Annotated in this window: 22 protein-coding genes and 1 pseudogene; 8 read left to right on the plus strand and 15 right to left on the minus strand. The window is 64.2% G+C overall.

Annotated features, from left to right (window positions below; all coding sequences use genetic code 11):
* Window positions 1-277, plus strand: a 277-nt coding sequence (locus FNJ47_RS33540) for an integrase core domain-containing protein (RefSeq protein WP_163160206.1), incomplete at its 5' end; no start/stop codon positions are given.
* A gap of 9 nt (window positions 278-286) precedes the next feature.
* Here the strand turns inward: FNJ47_RS33540 and FNJ47_RS33545 are convergent.
* From FNJ47_RS33545 to purC, 6 genes are all read right to left on the minus strand, one after another.
* Window positions 287-883, minus strand: a complete 597-nt coding sequence (locus tag FNJ47_RS33545; protein WP_163160207.1) for an invasion associated locus B family protein — start codon at window positions 881-883, stop codon at window positions 287-289.
* Window positions 884-963: 80 nt separating this feature from the next.
* Window positions 964-1,941, minus strand: a complete 978-nt coding sequence (locus FNJ47_RS33550) for a tripartite tricarboxylate transporter substrate-binding protein (protein WP_163160208.1) — start codon at window positions 1,939-1,941, stop codon at window positions 964-966.
* Window positions 1,942-1,946: 5 nt separating this feature from the next.
* Window positions 1,947-2,648 (minus strand): phosphoribosylformylglycinamidine synthase subunit PurQ, encoded by a 702-nt coding sequence (gene purQ, locus FNJ47_RS33555; RefSeq protein WP_163160209.1) that lies wholly within the window; start codon window positions 2,646-2,648, stop codon window positions 1,947-1,949.
* Window positions 2,649-2,652: 4 nt separating this feature from the next.
* Window positions 2,653-3,234, minus strand: coding sequence for a hypothetical protein (locus FNJ47_RS33560; protein WP_236000244.1), 582 nt, complete (start codon window positions 3,232-3,234; stop codon window positions 2,653-2,655).
* Window positions 3,235-3,247: 13 nt separating this feature from the next.
* Window positions 3,248-3,490, minus strand: a complete 243-nt coding sequence (gene purS, locus FNJ47_RS33565) for a phosphoribosylformylglycinamidine synthase subunit PurS (protein WP_029083848.1) — start codon at window positions 3,488-3,490, stop codon at window positions 3,248-3,250.
* 9 nt (window positions 3,491-3,499) lie between these two features.
* Window positions 3,500-4,267, minus strand: coding sequence for a phosphoribosylaminoimidazolesuccinocarboxamide synthase (gene purC / locus FNJ47_RS33570; RefSeq protein WP_016843454.1), 768 nt, complete (start codon window positions 4,265-4,267; stop codon window positions 3,500-3,502).
* Between the two features lie 348 nt (window positions 4,268-4,615).
* On the opposite strand from purC, the gene FNJ47_RS33575 reads away from it, so the two are divergent.
* Window positions 4,616-4,939, plus strand: a complete 324-nt coding sequence (locus FNJ47_RS33575; RefSeq protein ID WP_163160210.1) for a DUF1476 domain-containing protein — start codon at window positions 4,616-4,618, stop codon at window positions 4,937-4,939.
* Between the two features lie 14 nt (window positions 4,940-4,953).
* On the opposite strand, the gene FNJ47_RS33580 is transcribed toward FNJ47_RS33575, so the two are convergent.
* On the minus strand, window positions 4,954-5,913 hold the full coding sequence (locus tag FNJ47_RS33580; protein WP_163160211.1) for a LysR family transcriptional regulator: 960 nt from the start codon (window positions 5,911-5,913) through the stop codon (window positions 4,954-4,956).
* Between the two features lie 112 nt (window positions 5,914-6,025).
* On the opposite strand from FNJ47_RS33580, the gene FNJ47_RS33585 reads away from it, so the two are divergent.
* The 4 genes from FNJ47_RS33585 (at window position 6,026) to purB (ending at window position 9,745) form a co-directional block, all read left to right on the plus strand.
* Entirely contained in the window at window positions 6,026-6,850 is an 825-nt protein-coding gene (locus FNJ47_RS33585; protein WP_163160212.1) for an isocitrate lyase/PEP mutase family protein, read from the plus strand.
* Window positions 6,851-7,218: 368 nt separating this feature from the next.
* On the plus strand, window positions 7,219-7,527 hold the full coding sequence (locus tag FNJ47_RS33590) for a hypothetical protein (RefSeq protein WP_163160213.1): 309 nt from the start codon (window positions 7,219-7,221) through the stop codon (window positions 7,525-7,527).
* A gap of 21 nt (window positions 7,528-7,548) precedes the next feature.
* Entirely contained in the window at window positions 7,549-8,109 is a 561-nt protein-coding gene (locus FNJ47_RS33595; protein WP_163160214.1) for a hypothetical protein, read from the plus strand.
* A 205-nt stretch (window positions 8,110-8,314) separates the two neighbouring features.
* Window positions 8,315-9,745 (plus strand): adenylosuccinate lyase, encoded by a 1,431-nt coding sequence (purB, locus tag FNJ47_RS33600; protein ID WP_163160215.1) that lies wholly within the window; start codon window positions 8,315-8,317, stop codon window positions 9,743-9,745.
* A 49-nt stretch (window positions 9,746-9,794) separates the two neighbouring features.
* On the opposite strand, the gene cynS is transcribed toward purB, so the two are convergent.
* The 7 genes from cynS to FNJ47_RS33635 all read right to left on the minus strand — a co-directional run bounded on the left by cynS (window position 9,795) and on the right by FNJ47_RS33635 (window position 16,615).
* Window positions 9,795-10,283, minus strand: a complete 489-nt coding sequence (gene cynS / locus FNJ47_RS33605; protein ID WP_163160216.1) for a cyanase — start codon at window positions 10,281-10,283, stop codon at window positions 9,795-9,797.
* Window positions 10,284-10,303: 20 nt separating this feature from the next.
* Window positions 10,304-11,215, minus strand: a complete 912-nt coding sequence (locus tag FNJ47_RS33610) for an ABC transporter ATP-binding protein (RefSeq protein WP_163160217.1) — start codon at window positions 11,213-11,215, stop codon at window positions 10,304-10,306.
* A 225-nt stretch (window positions 11,216-11,440) separates the two neighbouring features.
* Complete coding sequence (gene ntrB, locus FNJ47_RS33615; RefSeq protein WP_163160218.1) at window positions 11,441-12,280, minus strand: nitrate ABC transporter permease; 840 nt, start codon at window positions 12,278-12,280, stop codon at window positions 11,441-11,443.
* 160 nt (window positions 12,281-12,440) lie between these two features.
* Window positions 12,441-13,826 (minus strand): CmpA/NrtA family ABC transporter substrate-binding protein, encoded by a 1,386-nt coding sequence (locus FNJ47_RS33620; RefSeq protein ID WP_163160219.1) that lies wholly within the window; start codon window positions 13,824-13,826, stop codon window positions 12,441-12,443.
* A 106-nt stretch (window positions 13,827-13,932) separates the two neighbouring features.
* Window positions 13,933-14,811, minus strand: a complete 879-nt coding sequence (locus FNJ47_RS33625; protein ID WP_163160220.1) for a sulfurtransferase — start codon at window positions 14,809-14,811, stop codon at window positions 13,933-13,935.
* Window positions 14,812-14,908: 97 nt separating this feature from the next.
* Window positions 14,909-16,036 (minus strand): acyl-CoA dehydrogenase family protein, encoded by a 1,128-nt coding sequence (locus tag FNJ47_RS33630; RefSeq protein ID WP_163160221.1) that lies wholly within the window; start codon window positions 16,034-16,036, stop codon window positions 14,909-14,911.
* A 36-nt stretch (window positions 16,037-16,072) separates the two neighbouring features.
* Complete coding sequence (locus tag FNJ47_RS33635) at window positions 16,073-16,615, minus strand: OsmC family protein (protein WP_163160222.1); 543 nt, start codon at window positions 16,613-16,615, stop codon at window positions 16,073-16,075.
* Window positions 16,616-16,870: 255 nt separating this feature from the next.
* On the opposite strand from FNJ47_RS33635, the gene FNJ47_RS33640 reads away from it, so the two are divergent.
* Window positions 16,871-17,536 (plus strand): TetR/AcrR family transcriptional regulator, encoded by a 666-nt coding sequence (locus FNJ47_RS33640; RefSeq protein WP_163160223.1) that lies wholly within the window; start codon window positions 16,871-16,873, stop codon window positions 17,534-17,536.
* Here FNJ47_RS33640 and FNJ47_RS33645 read toward each other — a convergent pair.
* Window positions 17,533-18,567, minus strand: a complete 1,035-nt coding sequence (locus FNJ47_RS33645; protein ID WP_163160224.1) for a DUF21 domain-containing protein — start codon at window positions 18,565-18,567, stop codon at window positions 17,533-17,535. The two genes, FNJ47_RS33640 and FNJ47_RS33645, sit on opposite strands and share 4 nt — an antisense overlap.
* Window positions 18,568-18,783: 216 nt before the next feature.
* Here FNJ47_RS33645 and FNJ47_RS33650 point away from each other — a divergent pair.
* Window positions 18,784-19,076 (plus strand): annotated as a pseudogene (locus tag FNJ47_RS33650) (GGDEF domain-containing protein); the annotation flags it as partial.

Consider the following 19,076-nt stretch of genomic DNA (forward strand, 5'->3'; position numbering starts at 1 on the left):
ACATCGGCTGACCAAGATCAAGCATCCCTGGACCAATGGCCAGGTCGAGCGCATGAACCGGACCATCAAGGAAGCGACCGTCCAACGCTATCACTACGATCGACACCATCAGCTCGAAGCTCACCTGGCCGACTTCATCAGCGCCTACAACTACGCCAGACGGCTGAAAACCCTGAAGGGCCTCACGCCTTACGAATACATCTGCAAATGCTGGACTTCCCAGCCTGAACGATTCAAACTCAATCCGCTCCAGAAAATGCCGGGACTAAACACCTAGAGCGGTCGTCTATCTCGCTTCGCAGCGCGCTTTGCGTTCCTCTTCGGCGCGCTGCGCGCGCTCTGACCTCGCCTGCTTCTCCTCGGCCGAAAGTACCTCCTCGATGACCTTCGTCTCCTGTTTGGGTCCATCGTAGGCATCAGCAAATCCGGCGAGCGGGACGATCAGGCTGATCGGCGAATTGGCCTTGTCGATTGCTTCCAGGGCAAGGATATGCCCTTGCTTGAGCTGATCGACCAGTTCCGGCCCCGCGTCGTAGTCTGCGATGCAACCCTTGGCAAAGCAGCTCGTGTAGGGCCGCTCAATCGCTTGCTCCTGATCGATGATGATCCGAACACCACGTTCTACCTTCACCCCGGCCGGCAGGGTGACACGCAACGTCTTCCTGGGATCTCCGCTACGCGCGATGAGCGCGGCCGCTACGACCGGTCCGCAGTCTGTGTCATCTATCTTCGATCGCCCCTCTCGCCCGATAAAGCAGGTGTCGGCCATGCAGAGCTTTGTCCAGGGGGAATAAGTCAACTTAGCCTGCTCGCCGGCTGCTGGGCCGGCAACGAGCCAAGCAAGCGCCATGCTGGCGTAGCAGCGCAAGACCACACGGCGCATGGCCGCCTCCCCGATCAGACCCGAAACTCAGGCTCGCCGCGGACTGTGTCCGCATCAGGGCGTTGCACGCCGCAGAAATGCTACTTCTTGTCGTCCGCCAGCAGCGCGCGGTATTTCGCGACGTCGCGGGTCACGAGCTGTTGCAGCACTTCGGGTGCGAGCTCATTGGCATCGGGAGCGACGGTCGACAGATCGACGAAGCGCTTCTTCACCGCCTCGCTCGCAACCGCAGTGCGCGCAGCAGCGTTGAGCTTGGCGATGATCTCGGGCGGGGTGCCCTTCGGGGCGAACAGGCCGTTCCAGCCCTGCGCCTCGAACTCGGGCAGGCCGGCCTCAGCCGAGGTCGGCAGGTCCGGCAGCGAAGCGAGCCGCACGGTGGACCCGACCACGACCGCTTTCACCAGCTTGTCGTCGATCGCCTGCGACACCGAGGCCGCGGCATCGCAGACGCCGTCGATCTGGCTGCCGATCGCATCCGTCAGCGCGAGCGCCGCGCCGCGATAGCCGACCAGCTGCACGTCGATCCCCGCGGCATGCACGAAACTCTTGCAGATCAGGTAATTCGACGAGCCGACGCCGGCATGGCCGAGATTGACCTTGCCCGGATTCTTCTTCGCGTAGTCGATGAATTCCTTGAGGTCCTTGGCCGGGAAATCCTTGCGCAGCGCCACGATGCCGAAGGTCTTCGCCACCACGGCGATCGGCGCGAAGGAGTCAGGTGCGAACGACAGTTTCGGATAGATGGTGTAGGTCGCGGCATTGGTGCCGGCGTTGCCGATCGCAATGGTGTAGCCGTCGGGCTCGGCGCGCGCCGCACGGGTCAGCGCGGTCGAGCCACCGGCGCCGCCGACATTCTCGATGATGATGCTCTGGCCGAGCGCCGCGCTCATCTGGTCGGCCACCGCGCGAGCGATCACGTCGGAGGTGCCGCCGGCCGTGAACGGCACGATCATCGTGATCGGGCGTTTCGGGAAGTCCAGCTTCGAGGAGTCTTGGGCGTTAGCCGCCGTCGCAAACACAAGCGCCGCGACTGCGGCAACGCACCACCGCCCCAGCATTTCCGTTACGCCGCCTTTTCGAACTGCTGGACCAGCCCCGCGAACAGGCCGCGGCCGTCGGTGCAGCCCATGATCTCTTCGACGTGGTTTTCCGGATGCGGCATCATGCCGAGCACGTTGCCGCGCTCGTTGACGATGCCGGCGATCGAATGCGCGGCGCCGTTGAAGTTGGAGGCCTCGTCGACCACGCCCTCCGGCGAGCAGTAGCGGTAGAGCACCCGCCCGTCGCCTTCGAGCCGCTTCAGCGTCTCTTCATCCGCCTCGTAATTGCCTTCGCCATGCGCCACCGGCACGCGGATCACCTGGCCGGCATTGTAGCCGCGGGTGAACGGCGTATCGGAGCGTTCGACGCGCATGTGCACGTCGCGGCAGACGAATTTCAGCCCGGCGTTGCGCATCAGCACGCCCGGCAGCAGTCCCGATTCGCAGAGGATCTGGAAACCGTTGCAGACGCCGAGCACGAGCCCGCCCGAGGCTGCGAAGTCGCGCACCGCGTCCATCACGGGCGCGCGGGCCGCGATCGCGCCGCAGCGCAGGTAATCACCATAGGAGAAGCCGCCGGGCACCACCACGAGGTCGGTGCCTTTGGGCAGCGCGGTCTCGGCATGCCAGACCATCGAAGTCTCATTGCCGGATGCAAGCTTGAGCGCGCGCGCCATGTCACGCTCGCGGTTGATGCCGGGGAAGACGAGAACGGCTGATTTCATTGCATCACCTGGTTTTGGACGCCAGCACGAGCTTAACGGCGGCGACAAATCTTGCGTAATTATCGTTGCTGGCCTTTTCGTCACGCGCCGAGCTGATCAGGCTGGCGGAGCCGCCTTGTCCGCCGAACAGCAAGCCGCTGACCTGATACTCGTTCGCGCCGTTGGGCGTCACGGTCAGGCGCCGCGCCTTGAACATGCGCGGCGCTGTGCCCTTGTCGCCATCGACGCCGAGCAGCGTGATGCGCTGTCCGGGCGTCCGCTGCTCCAGCGCCTTGATGATCTGCTCCTGCCCCTCACGGAACTGGTCGAGAGTCATCTGTTTTCCGCCGGTATAAAACCGGTAGCTCACCTTGGAACCTGCACCGCAGGACGATTGCGCGCAGCGGAACATGTGCACGTCGGAGCCACGGCGCTCGTAGCTCCACCCGCTGACCGTGAACGGCGGCTGCTGCGTCGTGGCGGATGGTGGTGGCGGCGCCGATTGCGCCGAGACACTGCCGATCCCGGCAACCATCAGCAGCGCAACCAACAGCGATCGGACGAAGATACGGTCACTGCCAGCAGAGACGGGAGCGGCTGTTATCATTTGGCTCGCCCGGCTAGCTCAGGACCTCGACCCGATAATTCTCGATCACGGTGTTCGCCAGCAGCTTGTCGGCGGCGGCTTTGAGCGCCGCCTCCGCCTTGGCCTTGTCGGTCGCGGCGAGCTCGATGTCGAACACCTTGCCCTGGCGAACGCTGGCGACGCCGTCGACGCCGAGCGATTTCAGCGCCCCCTCGATCGCCTTGCCCTGCGGATCGAGGATGCCCGACTTCAACGTAACAGTCACACGTGCCTTCACGATTGCCTCTTAGCTCTTCACCAGCACAGGGCCGCTTCCGGCCGGCCGTTCATTTTCGATCAGGATGCCGAGGCGCTTTGCCACTTCGGTGTAGGCTTCGAGCAAGCCGCCCAGATCCCTGCGGAAACGGTCCTTGTCGAGCTTCTCGTTCGACTTGATGTCCCAGAGACGGCAGGAGTCCGGGGAGATCTCGTCGGCGACGATGATCCGCATCATCTCGTTCTCGAACAGCCGCCCGCACTCCATCTTGAAGTCGACGAGACGGATGCCGATGCCGAGGAAGAGACCCGTGAGGAAGTCGTTGACGCGGATGGCCAGCGCCATGATGTCGTCGATTTCCTGCGGCGTGGCCCAGCCGAAGGCGGTGATGTGCTCTTCCGACACCATGGGGTCGTTGAGCTGGTCGTTCTTGTAATAGAACTCGATGATCGAGCGCGGCAGCTGGGTGCCCTCCTCGATCCCGAGCCGCTGCGACAGCGAGCCGGCGGCGACGTTCCGCACCACCACCTCGAGCGGCACGATCTCGACCTCGCGAATCAGCTGCTCGCGCATGTTGAGGCGGCGGATGAAGTGGGTCGGCACCCCGATGTCGTTGAGGTGCTGAAACAGGTACTCCGAAATCCGGTTGTTGAGGACGCCCTTGCCCTCGATCACCTGGTGTTTCTTTGCATTGAACGCGGTCGCGTCGTCCTTGAAGTGCTGGATCAGGGTTCCCGGCTCGGGGCCTTCATAAAGCACCTTGGCCTTGCCTTCATAAATACGGCGTCGACGGCTCATTGGGATGTACCGTGTTTTGTTGAAATCCATGGATTTGGGTGCTCCGGATGACTTGGGTTACGACCCACGACGGAGCTGCCGCGGAGGCCTGGAACCCGAACAATCCACTGGAAACAGAACAAGAACCATGCCTGTTGGCAACCTATCCGATTGGGCCATCCAGCACAATCGATAGTGCCCGTTTCGGGGCACTTATACCGCCCTATCAAAAAGGACCGATTCCGCCTGTTTTGCCTGCGGCTTAACGGCTCGTTGTCTTGCCGATTCCTCCCTCCTATTTAGGCACGCATCGGGGCTGTCGCAACGCGCGGAAGGCCCGCCATTCAGCAGGGAATTGGAACTTCAGCCATGAACGAATTCGACAAGCGCGAGGAAGGTTTCGAGAAGAAGTTCGCCCTCGACGAGGAACAGAAATTCAAGGCTGAGGCGCGCCGGAACAAGCTGCTTGGCCTGTGGGCCGCCGAGAAGCTCGGCATCGCAGGCGACGCCGCCACTGCCTATGCCAAGGACGTGGTGGCCGCCGACTTCGAGGAACCCGGCGACAATGACGTGCTGCACAAGGTCCTGAAGGACCTCACCGCCAAGGGCCAGGCCGTCACCGAGCGCGACGTCCGCGCCAAGATGGACGAGCTGCTGGCCGTGGCTGCGGCGCAGGTCAAGGCGGGGACCTGAATTCCCGCGACGCCCTACAAACTCGACCTTTGCGCGCGCCGGACACCGTTCCGGCGCGACGTATTTGTGCCCCTCGCCCTGGTGAACTCGGCGCGGATGATGTCGAGCAGGCGCCGTGACGCGGCGCTGAGGAAGCCGCCATGCCGCGTCACCGCGACCACTTCGTGACTGGCGGTGAGATTGCCGACGCGGATCGTCGCGAGCGTCGCGGTGCGCAGCTCCTCCGCTGCATTGCTTTGTGACAACAGCGCGATCCCGAACCCAGCCTCGACCAGCCGCTTCTGCGCCGTCAGGCTGTCGACCGGCGTCCAGTCGACCTCGCCGAGCCCGTGCGTCAGGAACAACGCGAACACGTGCGAGGCGGTGATCTCGCGGCGTCCCGGCACTTCGGGAAAGGCGATCCATCGCTCGTCCCTGAGATCGGCGAGCTTGCCGACGCGACGTCCGGCCAGCGGATGATCCGGCGCGCAGACCACCCCGAGCGGTTCGGCGAACAGCCCCTCGCAATCGAGATCGTGCGAGCGGTCGCGGTCGTAGCGCAGCCCGATCGTCGCCTCGCCGCGCCGAATCAGATCGCTGACCTCGGCGCTGGTCGCAGTGCGCAGCGTCAGCGCGACATCAGGATGCCGGCCGGCAAAGCGCTTCAGCACTTTCGAGAGCCGTTCGCCCGCAAGCGTGCCGGTCACCGCCAGCGCGACGGGGCCGGAATTATCGCGCGAGAGCGCGCGCACCGCATTCTCGGCGTCCTGCGCCGCCGCCACCGCGCGCTCGGCATAGGGCACCATCACCCGCCCGGCATCGCTGAGCCGCGTCTTGCCCGCGATCCGCTCGAACAAGGGCACGCCGAGCTCCTGCTCCAGCAGCGCGATGCGCCTTGAAATCGCCGGCTGCGAGCGATGCAGCGCCTTGGCGGCATTCGAGATGCCGCCGCGCCGATGCACCACCAGGAACGTATTGAGCGCGTCGCTGTCCATCATTCGCCTCATGCAAAAAGCTGATAGCATTGAGAGGAATAACAAATTTGTCTGATGGCCGAAACCGCCCTATCGCTGTCGCCAGTCGCTTTCCCAACCATCAGGAGTTCACATGCGCACCCAGGCAGACAAGGCAGCACGGTTTCGCGAGCTGCATCAGCGGCCCGGCGCCTTCATCATCCCGAACCCGTGGGACGCCGGCACGGCGAAGCTGCTCGCGGCGATGGGCTTTGAAGCGCTCGCGACGACGAGCCTCGGGCTCGCCAACACGCTCGGCAGCGCAACGGTGAGCCTCGATGCGATCATCGAGAATTGCCGGGTGATATCGGAGGCCACCGACCTGCCCGTCAACGCCGACCTTGAGAATTGCGGCGCCGATGATCCGAAGACTGCGGCGAAGGCGATCGCACGTGCCGCCGAGGCCGGCGTGGTCGGCGGCTCGATCGAGGACTCCACCGGCAACCGCGAGCATCCGATCTACGATTTCTCGCTCGCGGTCGAGCGGGTGCAGGCTGCCGTCGAGGCCGCGCGCGCCCTGCCCTTCCCGTTCACGCTGACGGCGCGGGCGGAAAACTTCCTCTGGGGGCGCAAGGATCTCGACGACACCATCAAGCGGCTTCAGGCCTTCGAAGCCGCCGGCGCCGACGTGCTGTATTCGCCCGGCCTTTACGACATCGGCACGATCAAGACAGTGGTCTCGGCATTGAAGCGGCCGTTCAACCTCGTGATGGGCTTTGCCGATCCGACCCTGACGGTCGAGCAGATCGCGGCCGCCGGCGTCAAACGCATCAGCGTCGGTGGCGCGATGGAGCGCCACGCGCTCAACGCCTTCCTGCGCTGCGCCCGCGAGATGAAGGATCAGGGCGCGTTCAGCTTCGTGCGCGACATGGCGCCGGTGAAGGAGGTGCGTGAGATGTTCACGGCCAGCCGGGGATAATTCAACGATCAGCCTCATTGCGAGCGAAGCGAAGCAATCCATTGTCACCGCACACCGGTCAGATGGATTGCTCCGTCGCTATCGCTCCTCGCAATGACGGGAAGAGACTGCATCGTTTCGGGATCAATCCTCGACGTGGGACCTAACGACCCCTCCCCAATTCGCACCCGAAATTCTCAATCCGCGCAAAGAAATTCGAATTCTCCCTTAGGAGCGAGTGAACAGCTTCACACAACCATTGTGTGAATCGGGCGTAGAAGACTACGCTCGCACGCGCACGTTCAAATCCATTCGATTCCGTTCCGCGCACGTCGATCCCCGCACCGATCATCAGAGGCGGCGTTTCGTCACCATGGAGGATTTTCAGAATGCCGACCTGGCTGTTTTCCTTCCACAAGGGCGTCGGAAATAGTCCGCTGTTCTATTCGAACGTCTTCAACGGTCAGGCTTGGGGCGGCGACGTCCCGGTACCGGGCAACATCTGGATCAGCAACACGCCCGCGGCCGTCGTGTTCAACGCCAACCTGTACGTGTTCTACCCGCTCAACCAGTCCCTCTATTGCAAGGTCTATGACGGCGAGGTGTGGACGGCAGCAGCCCAGGTGCCCGGCACCGCCGGCGTGAACGCTGGAGTTGCCGCCGCCGTGTATGGCGGCCTGATCTATCTGATCTATTAAAATCCCGGCAGCACGAACCTGATGTACAAGACGTATGACGGCACCGACTTCGCGTCCGAGGTCAACGCCTCCGGCACCAACCACCTCAACTCGGTGGCCTACCAGAACGTGGACACACCGGCCGCGGTCGTGCTTGGCGACACGCTCTATGTGTTCGGCCGTGGGCCCGGCTTCAGCGAACCGGGCAATTTGAACCGCTTCTGGTACGCGACCTTCGACCGCAGCACCTGGCGAAGCAATCCGGTTGCCGGCACGGAAGGCCTCAGCAACGGCCCGGGCGCCGCGCTGTACAAGAACTTGATCTACCTGTTCTTCAACGACCCCAGCGGTGTCTTCTTTTTCAAGAGGTTCGACGGCAACGAAGGCTGGGGGGCGGACCTCCAGGTCCCCGACACGCCGGGCAATTTCGGCAACGCCGCGCCGGTGGTCTTCAACGATACGCTGTACATCCTGCACCAGGGACCCAACGGCCAGTTCCTGTACAAGACCACGGACGGCGAGGACAACTGGACCAGCGACCTGGCCGTGCCGAACAGCGCGGGCATCAGCTGCGCACCGGCCGCCGTGGCGCTCTCGCTCTGAGGCTGCACGCCGGGCAGCGCTGAACTGCCCAACTCCCGATGATCATTGCGACGAGCGCCGCCCCGGATCGCCTGAGGCGGCGCTTTCCAGGATCTGGTATGGTGGCGCCAACACCGCAAGTCCGGCCAAGGCCCTATCAGACCTGACGATTCATGACAGCTCGCGACTTGCGGCCGGCCTCAGGCAATGCCAAGAGAGCGGAATCATGTCCCAAGATCACATTTCCAACGTCCTCGCCGAACGTTACGCCTCCCCTGCCATGCGCGCCATCTGGAGTGGCGAAGGCAAGGTGCGCCTCGAACGCGACTACTGGATCGCCGTGCTGAAGGGCCAGCGCGATCTCGGCATCCCGGTTCCGGATGGCGTGATCGAGAGCTACGAGCGCGTCAAGGACCAGATCAACCTCAAGTCCATCATGCAGCGGGAGCGCATTACCCGCCACGACGTCAAGGCGCGGATCGAGGAGTTCTGCGATCTGGCCGGTCACGAGCACCTGCACAAGGGCATGACCAGCCGCGACCTCACGGAGAACGTCGAGCAGCTGCAGGTCTACCGCGCCCTGCAGCTGGTCGAGACCAAGAGCATCGCCGCGCTCATCCGGTTTGCGAAGCGCGCGAAGCAATTGCGCGACATCCCGTTCACCGCGCGCACCCACAACGTGGCCGCGCAGGTCACGACGCTCGGCAAGCGCATCGCCATGTCCGGCGAGGAGATGCTGCTGGGGCATCAGAGCCTGGTCAACGTGCTGCAGACCTACCCCGCGCGAGGCCTGAAGGGCGCGGTGGGTACCCGCCTCGACCAGATCACCCTGTTCAATGGCGATGCCGGCAAGGCACGGGACCTTGAGCAGCGCATCCTGGTTCACCTCGGCCTGCCGAAGGCGCTCGATGCCGTCGGCCAGGTCTATCCGCGCAGCCTCGACTTCCGTGCGGTCAGCGTGCTCACCGAGCTCGCCAGCGGGCCCGGCAACTTCGCCAAGACCATCCGCCTGATGGCGGGCCACGAACTCGCCAGCGAAGGTTTTGCCAAGGGCCAGGTCGGCTCCTCGGCGATGCCGCACAAGATGAACAGCCGCTCCTGCGAGCGCATCAACGGCCTGCATGTGATCCTGAAGGGCTATCTCGCGATGGCCGCAGGCCTCGCCGGCGACCAGTGGAACGAAGGCGACGTCTCCTGCTCCGTGGTCCGCCGCGTCATGCTGCCCGACGCCTTCCTCGCCATCGACGGCCTGCTCGAAACCTTGCTCACCGTGCTCGACCAGATGGAGGTGTTCGAAGCCGTCGTCGCGACCGAGCTGAATCGCTATCTGCCCTTCCTGCTGACCACCACGGTGATGATGGAGGCGGTGAAGAAGGGCGCCGGCCGCGAAGGCGCGCACGAGGCGATCAAGGAGCACGCCGTCGCCGCCATCGGCGACCTCCGCACCGGCAAGATCGTGCAGAACGATCTGCTGCAGCGCCTCGCCGCCGACCAGCGTCTAGGCCTCAGCGCAGCCGAGCTGCAGGCCGTGCTCGACCAGGGCCGCGCCAACTCCGGCGACGCCGCCGCCCAGGTCGACCACTTCGCCGAGCAAGTCGACGCCCTGGCGAAGGCCAAGCCGGAAGCAGCGAGCTACGCGCCGGGCACGATTCTGTAGCCTTGGCGAAACACCAGGGAGCGCGCGGCGTGCAGCGCTCGCGCCCTCCTCATTCCTCCTTGAAGCCGTATTCCGGCACGTTGCCGCTGGCGCCGTAATATTTGTACGGCAGGAACTTGCCGCTCATGGTGATCTTGACGCGGTCGCCCTTCGGATTGGCGACGCGCTCCATTGCCATGTCGAAGTCGATCGCCGACATGATGCCGTCGCCGAACTCTTCCTCGATCAGCGCCTTCCAGGCCGGGCCGTTGACCATCACCATCTCGTAGAAGCGGTAGATCAGGGGATCGGTCGGCGGCATCGGCGTGCCGGTGCCGCGCATCGGCACCTCGTTGAGCATCGCGATCTCGGCCTTCGACAACCCGAACAGCTCGCCGGCATTCGCCGCCTGCGGCTTCGTCAGCTTCATCTGGCCGAGGATCGCACCGACGATGAGGACCTCTGAATAGCCACCGATCTTCTCGCAGATGTGTTTCCAGCTCCAGCCCTTCTCGCGCTTGATGTCGAGCAGCTTTTCGGTGAGGTCTTCGCGTTTCATTGGGGTTTCCTCCTCAGGCTTCAGCGCGCAACACTTTGCGCGGGATTGGGTTCGACGACGCGCGGCGGCGAGACGATCACCGGCTCGCCAAGGCCGGGCCGCACCGTCGGCACGTGGCGCGGATCGTGATCGGTTACCTCGGCGGCAAAGCTCTTGCTGCGGCTGACCAGGAAATCGACAATATGGTTGCGCAGCGCATAATAATAGGGATGGCGGTGCAGATCGATGCGGCCGCGCTCCTTCGGCAGCGGGTTCTCGACGATCTCGGCCAGCACAGCACCGGGGCCGTTTGTCATCAGGAAGATCTTGTCGGCGAGGAAGATCGCTTCATCCACGTCGTGGGTGATCATGAAAGTGGTCTGCCCGGTCTCCAGGCAGATGCGCCGCACCTCGTCCTGCAGCGTGCCGCGGGTCAGCGCGTCGAGTGCCGAGAACGGCTCGTCCATCAGCATGATCTTCGGCGTGATCGACAGCGCCCGCGCGATGCCGACGCGCTGTTTCATGCCGCCGGACAGTTCCGACGGATGCTTGTGCTCGGAGCCGGTCAGCCCGACCAGATCAATGAATTTCTGCGCGTGGGCCTTGACCCGCGCGCGGTCCCATTTGCGCCATTTCGAGCTGACCGCGTAGGCGACGTTGCCGAGCACGGTGCGCCACGGCAGCAGCGCGTGGCTCTGGAAGATCACGGCGCGGTCGAGGCTGGTGCCCTCGATGCCCTGCCCGTCGACGATGACAGTTCCCTCGCTCGGCTCGTCGAGGCCGGCGAGGATATTCAGCACCGTGGTCTTGCCGCAGCCGGAATGGCCGATCACGCAGCCGAACTCGCCGCGCGCCATCGACAGCCAGAAATCCTGAAACACCGTGGTAGTGCCGCCGCCCGCGCCGGGATAGCGCCGCGCGATGCCCTCGATGGAGATGAACTTGTCGGTCATCGGCATTTCCGCGAGGCAGCTGCGCCCCCTCGCCCCGCTCTTCGCGGGGTCAAGACGAGCTTCGCTCGCTCTGCGAGGGTTGGGATGAGGGGCTTCCTCCACGAGAACGGTGACAGACGGACCCGCGGAGAGTCCCCCTCGCCCGATCGCTTCGCGATCGACCTCTCCCCGCAAGCGGGGCGAGGTGAAGATGTGGCGCCGTCCGTGAACATCATCCGCACCGCCCTACTCCGGAAACGTCACCATGCGCGTGAAGCGCGCCAGCACCTGATCGAGCAGCATGCCGACGAGGCCGATCAACAGGATCGCGATGATCACATTGGTGATCGACAGATTATTCCACTCGTTCCAGACGAAGTAACCGATGCCGGTGCCGCCGACGAGCATTTCGGCCGCCACGATTACGAGCCAGGCGATCCCGATCGAGATCCGCATGCCGGTCAGGATCGTCGGCGCCGCCGCCGGCAGGATCACGGTGAAGGCGCGCCTGACGGTGCCGACCTCGAGCGTGCGCGCGACATTGATCCACTCCTTGCGCACGCCGGCGACCCCGAACGCGGTGTTGAGCAGCATCGGCCACACCGAGCAGATGAAGATGACGAAGATCGCCGAGATCGAGGAGTCCTTGATGGTGTAGAGCGCCAGCGGCATCCAGGCCAGCGGCGAGATCGGTTTCAGCACCTGGATGAAGGGATCGAGCGCCTTGCTGATCAGGGGCGACATGCCGATCATGAAGCCGAGCGGGATCGCGACGATGACCGCGATCAAATAGCCGAGCCCGACCCGCCCGATCGAATAGGCGAGCTGGATGCCGAGGCCCTTGTCGTTCGGCCCGTTATCGTAGAACGGACGCTTCAGATGCTCCCACAGCTTTGCGCCGACATCGAGCGGCCCGGGCATCGCCGACTTGCCCTGCGTCGCCGTCAGGCCCATCAGCTTGGCGTATTCCGGACTCATGGTCGCGGTCGCGCCGCCGCCGCGGGTCGCGAGATGCCAGACGCCGAGGAAGACGCCGAGCAGCGCGAGCGAGACGATGGCGGCGCGGAAGCGGAGGGAAAGGGTCATTGTGCAAGACCTCTCAGCCCGTCGTCCCGGCGAAGGCCGGGACCCATACGCCGCGGCCCCTCGATGGAGCACGCCGGGAGACACCGCGCACAAACACCGAAAGTTGTGGTTATGGGTCCCGGCCTTCGCCGGGACGACGTGGTGGAGAGAATCCCTGTCATCACGACGACTTCCTGATCTTGAAGCTCGCCAGATAATCGTCGGGCTTGGCCGGATCGAAACTTTTGCCCATCACCGAGAACGATTTGTACGCGGTCGGCGGTGGTGTCAGCCCCATCTCGGCCATGACCTTCTTGGTGTCGGTCGCGAGATAGACCTGCTCGGCAACCGCTCTGTAGTCGACGTCGCCCTTGATCTGGCCCCAGCGCTTCATCTGCGTCAGCATCCACACCGCGAAGGACTGCCAGGGGAACGGATCGAAGTCGACGCGCTTCGGATCTGTCTTCACGCCGCCGAGCCCGTCAGCATAGGTGCCGGTCAGCACCTGTTCCAGCACCGTCACCGGCGCGTTGATGTAGTTGGCCGGCGCGATCGCCTCTGCGATCTGCTTGCGGTTCTCTGCCTTTGCCGCATAGCCGGTGGCATCGACGATCGCGCGCGTCAGTGCCGCGAAGGAATTCGGCGCCGTGGTGATGAACTCGCGGCTTGCGGCAAAGCTGCAGCAGGGATGGCCGTCCCAGATCTCCTTGGAGAGAATGTGCAGGAAGCCGACACCGTCATAGATCGCGCGCTGGCAGATGTTGTCGGGCGCGAGGAAGCCATCGATGTTGTCGGCGCGCAGATTGGCGACCATCTCCGGCGGCGGCACCGAGCGGAGCTGCACATCGGTATCCGGATCGAGCCCGTGCTCGGCGAGGTAGTAGCGCAGCAAATAATTGTGCATGGAATAGTCGAACGGAATGGCGAACTTCATGCCCTTCCAGTCCTTCGGAGCGCGCCTGTCCTTGTGCTTCATCGCCAGCGTGATGCCCTGCCCGTTGATGTTCTCGATCGCGGGCACCGTGAACGGGATCGCGTTGGCGCCAAGCCCGAGTGAGATCGCGATCGGCATCGGCGCCAGCATGTGGGCGGCGTCGTATTCCTTGTTGATGGTCTTGTCGCGAATGACGGCCCAGCCGGCGGTCTTCACCACCTCGACGTTGAGCCCCTGCCTGGCATAGAAGCCGAGCGGCGCCGCCATGATGATCGGGGTCGCGCAGGTGATTGGAATGAAACCGATCTTGAGGTCCTTCTTCTCCGGTGGACCGGCATCGGCGAACGCCTCCGTCGCCGTCTTCAACGGGAAGAATTGCGACAGCGCGGCGAGCGCGGTCGCGGCACCGACCGATTTCAGAAATGCGCGGCGCGCGACATCCTGTGGAAACACCGCCCGCATCACCGCCGAGGCGACGATGCCCTCGTAGCGTTTCTCTTCGCTCACCACCGGCTCGCAGCGCAGCGTGCGCGCGGCATGGTCGTGCTCGGCTGGCGAGCGATGCAGCCCGCAGCCGCAGCCTGATCGTGAAAGATCACGTTCGGCATCGAAGGGATCGTCTGACATGGACATGCTGCGCCCCATTGTCGCACCGAAACGCGGAGACCTCCGCGATCCGGTTCATTGATCGGCGTCCGGCCGCGTTTTGCGCCGCCGGACGCTGGGAAACATGCAGGTTCTATGCCGCCTTGCCCGTGACGACGGCAGCGGTCGGCAAGCCCTCGTCGATCGGCAGCGAGGCGTCGCGCGACCACTCGTTCCAGGAGCCGAAATACATGCGCACGTCCTTTACGCCGGCGTTCTTCAACGCCAGGAACGTGTTCGACGCGCGCGCCCCCTTGAAGCAGTAGAGATAGACCGGCGTGGTCTGCGAGATGCCGACGGTCGCGCATTCGGCAAGGATCTCGTCCTTCGACTTGAAGCGCGGGCCCTCGCTGGTCGGCTTCATCATCCGGTACCATTCGAGCCAGACCGCGCCGGGAATGCGGCCCTTGCGCGGGCAGAAATCCTTGCCATACGGAGACGAGCTCTCACCGATCCACTCGTCGACATCGCGCACGTCGAGGATCGCGACGCCGGGCTTGCCGACCGCCGCCAGCATCGCCTTGGCATCGATCATGATGTCGCCGGCCTCCGGCACGATCGCAAAGCCGACCTTGAGCGGCACGGCAACGTCGGTGGTGACCGGCAGATCCGCCGCCTTCCAGGCGTCGAAGCCGCCATGCAGCACCTTGACCTTGGGGTAGCCCAACATGGTCAGCAGAAAGTAGCCGCGGCAGGACTGGCCGAAGCCGGAGTTCATCGACTGCTCGTAGATCACGGCGGTTTCCTTGCCGGAGAGACCGGCGCCACCGAACGCATCGGCGAACTTGGTCTTCAGTTCGTGGATGCCCTCCGGCGTCGAGGTCGCAAGGAACGTGAAGATGTCATGCACGTTGACGGCACCGGGCAGATGGCCGGCCGCGTAGGCATCCGGATTGCGCGTGTCGATGATGACACACGGTTCTTTCTTGACAAGCTCGGCAAGTTCGCCGGCGGTGATCAGAACGTCCGTCATGGCTCTCTCCTGTTTGTGGTTGCTAGTCTTGGTGGTCCCGAACTGGTTTGAGCATGATCTTTTCGGAAAACCGGTTCCCACTTTTCCGGATCATGCTTCACCCGTCCGCCAGCATCTTGCGCAGCTGCTTGGTGGCGGGCGTGACGATGGCGACGAAATAGGCTTCGCGCAGCCTGCGCTGGGCGCGATGGCTCATCAGGTAGCCGCGCGCGCCGCAATGGAGCATCGCGGCATGCGCGAACGCGACGCTGGCATCGCCGATCCGCAGGCGCAGCGCGACGACACGGCGCCAGTAGCTGTCATCGGCATTGTAGGGATCGCTTGCCAGCGTCATCGCCTCCTTCTCGAGCTCGGCATAGAGCTCGCGGAATTGCAGCGGCTGCTGCGGCAGATAGCGGTTGACGTGACCGAGCGGGGCATGGACCTCGTCCATGATATTGATGCAGTCCTTCATCAGGCCGAGGCCCATGCCGGCCTGCAGCAGGATGAAGCCCGCACGAATTTTCTTCACGAACGGCGCGGCCGGCTCGGCCAGGATCAGTTCATCGGGCACGAACACGTCGCGGAACTGGACGCCGTAGGTGCCGGTGCCGTCCATCGCCAGGAACGGCTTGCATGACGTCAGCGTGATCGCGGGATCGGAGCAATCGGCGAGGAACATCACGGTGCCGCTCGGTTCGCCCTTGGTGCCCTCGTCCTCGCGCTCGAAGATCGTGCCGAAGTAGTGGTCAGGGCCGAGATTCGACACCCAGGGCAGCGCGCCGCGCACGACGTAGCCGCCATCGACCTTCCGGCCCTTCAGCTTCAGCCGCTCGATGCCGAAGAAGCTCTTCATCGGGTTGGAGAGCCCGGTGCCGCCGAGCGCACGTCCACTGGAGAAGCAATTGCCGAAGCGCGCGGCGAGCTTCATGTTGGTGGAATTGGCGACGTACCACACCAGCGTGTTCTGGCACCACGCCATGAAGGCGGTGGCGCCGCAGACCTCGCCGAGCGCAGCCATCGACTGGATCGCCCAGCGCAGATCGGCGGGCCCCTCCTGCGGCACGTGGCTGCTCCACGCGCCGATCTTGCCGAGCCGACGCAGGAATTCGCTGGGATAGACCGAGCCGGCATCGATCGCGGACGCGAGCGGTGCCAGCTCCTGGCGGGCGAGGCGCGCGACCTCGTCCGTGATGGTCGGTGCGGGATCTTGAGCTGCGACCCGCGATAAAGCCAGTGAACCCATGGTTGGTCTCCGCACCTGGAATTGCCGATTGGCGCCTTACGCGCTGACCTCGAGATTGACGGGGCGGGTGAAGGTGTTGGCGACCGGCGACCACTTCTTCACATGCGCCACCAGCGCGTCGATCTCGCCCTGCGAGACGCCCTCGCATTCCATGTCGACCTTGACGCGCACGTCGGTGAAGCCGACCGGCTTCTCGCTGACGTCGCCGGTGCCCCACACTGCGGTGATGTTGAGATCGCCCTCGAGCTCGAGCTCGAGCTTGTTGACGATCCAGCCGCGATGCACGGCGTTGGCGTGCAGGCCGACCGCGAGGCAGGAGCCGAGCGCGGCGAGCGAGGCTTCGGAGGGATTGGGCGCGGTGTCATCGCCGAGCAGGCCCGGCGGTTCGTCGACGATATAGGGCGCGAGGTTTCGGATGTAGTTGGCGTGGCGGAACTTGCCCTCGGCCACCGTCTTGCACTTCAAGGTCTTGATCACCTTCGGATTGGCCTTGCCGTTGGCAATGAGCTGCTCGAGCCCGCCTTTATCGATCGGCGCGAGGCAGCCGGTCAGAGCGGTTTTTTGAGCGACAGCGGTCATCAGTTTTCTCCCTGGGAGCGATGGAAATGGTCAGGATACCGAACGGTCTGTTTCCTGCACGAAGCGTGCCAGTCCTCCCGCAAATCAAAAGGTGAAATCGCGCAGGCGCTTAAGCGAGGCTGCCTGCGGATTGATCAGCGCCCGTCTGCTCAATCGCCCGGCAAATGCCGCGCGGCGGCGATTATTTTCAGCGCATGGATGCGGGCTTGAAGATGCGGCTTGATGATTTTGCCGCGCTCCGATTTACTGCCGCGCATGGTGGCCAAATCGCTTTCGAAGAAAAAACCTGCCGCGGCGTTCGCCGCCGGCGATGATGAATCGGCGCGCGGGCGCCTGCTCAATGCGGCGACGCATCTGTTCTGCAAGAACGGCATCAACGCCACCGGCATCGATGCGATCATCGATGAGGCTGGAACCGCCAAGACCACGCTCTACAAATTGTTCGGCTCGAAGACCAATCTGGTGCATGCGGTGCTGGAGAGCGAAGGCAAGCAGTGGCGCGAATGGTTCATCGGCGCGATCGAGGCCGGCGGCGGCGACCCGCAGACCAAGCTTTCGCGGATCTTCCCTGCCCTGAAGACATGGTTCGCCGAGGAACGCTTTTACGGCTGTCCCTTCATCAACGCAGTCGCCGAGCACGACAAGGATGCCAAGCAGTTCCGCAACATCGCGCTGAAGCACAAGAAGGTGGTGCTGGCGCATATCGAGAAGCTCGCCGCCGAGATGGGCGCGGCCGAGCCCGCTGTGCTGGCGCATCAGCTGGCGCTGTTGATCGACGGCGCCATCGTCGCCGCCATGGTGTCGTGTGATCCGACCGTTGCCGATACCGCAGGCCTTGCCGCGGGCACTCTGTTCGCGCCGGCGAAGCTGAAGAAGGCGAAGCGCGCGGGCGACGCGGCGGAGCAGCTGGTCGCGGTCTAGGCCGCCGATCGCTTTTCCACGGTCGCGATCCCACGCAGCAGCCGTCCGAGCAGGTCGGAGCCGGTGATGATGCGCTTCTGGGCGCTCCACACCAGGATCAAATCGTGCTGGATCACGTCGTCGCCCGGCGTCTCGGGCATCACCTTCATCAGCCCGATCACGTCGCCGAGCCGCGCCTTGGCGTCGCGCACGATGATCGGACGGTGCCAATAGCCGGTCGGATCGCTCTCGAGCTGGTTGAACAGCGCATCGCGCAGGAAGTGATGGGCGTCGAGCACGAACACCGGCTCGCCCGCGGGATCGGTCACGATCACCCATTTCATCCCCGACGCATCGATCCGGCGCAGGAACGGATCGTCGGGGATACGGTCGAATTTCGGCAGCACGCAGCGCTGATTGGCGAGCGGCAGGCTCAGGATGCTGGCGGGATCGATCACCTCGCCTTCGTCACAGACGGAGATGTCGTCGAGGTCGAGGAAATTCTGGGCGCCGGTCGCCTCCACCTTGCTGATGTCGCCGCCGGCGATGACGTGGCGGGCGATCATCTGCCGGAGATCCTGCTCGCGCAGATAGGTGATGCCTTCCGAGCCGAGCCACCAGTCGAGCACCATGGCGGTCGGCTTCGCCAGCGGAAACAGCACGACGCGGTAGAAATTCAGGAACGGCAGAAACCGCGCGGTCATCGCCAGCGCGTTGCGCGAGAAGTAAGCCTGCGGGAAGATCTCGCCCAGCAGCGTGATCGCGAAGGCCGAGAACACGAACGCGCCGGCCCCGGCCAGCACCGAATCCGACAGCAGCGTCAGCAGCACGTTGGTGGTGACATTGCCCCAGATGATGGTGGCCAGGATCTGGTTGGAGTTTTTGCGTAGCTCGAGCACCCGCGCCGCGTTCCCGTTGCCGCTGTCTGCCTCGATCTGCAACCGCAGCAGGCTGAGGGTGAACACTGCGAGATTGAGCCCGGCGAAGAGCGCAGATTGCAGGATGCAGGCGGCGATGCCGATCCAGGTCGAGATAATCCCAAGATACGTCATGGATGCCCCGCCTCGCTGTTGCGGCTTCTCGGCGCATCACAGTCGAGCGAGGTGACAGCCGAATGACCACGCCATGATCGGGCGGCCATCGCGATGGCGCGGCGGCGCCGCCCGGCTTTACGGCTCGTCAAGCACGTTGCGCGATCGGGGGCCGGCCTTAGAGACCTGTTAGGGCCGGTCGGGTTTCTTGCCGGCCGAAAGTACGGGGCAAGAACAATGCAGTCCGAAAAAGGACGATACAGCCAGCCGCGCTGGGGCGTGACGCGCTGGCTCGCCGACGCCGGACCGGGCGTGCCGGACGACATCCGCGCGGCGTTGATCGGGGATCTCTACGGCTCGCTGCCGGTGTTCGCGGCCGGCGCGGTCAATACGGTCGCAGTCGCGGCGGTAATTGCGATCCGCGAGCCGACCGCGCTGTTCATCACCTGGGTCGTCCTCGAACTCGTCATCTGCCTCTCGCGACTGGCGGTGCTCGTGGTTGCGCATCGCGCGGCGCGCGAGCAGCGGCC

The organism is Bradyrhizobium uaiense (assembly GCF_010811875.1).
In the GTDB taxonomy this organism is placed as follows: Bacteria; Pseudomonadota; Alphaproteobacteria; order Rhizobiales; family Xanthobacteraceae; genus Bradyrhizobium; species Bradyrhizobium uaiense.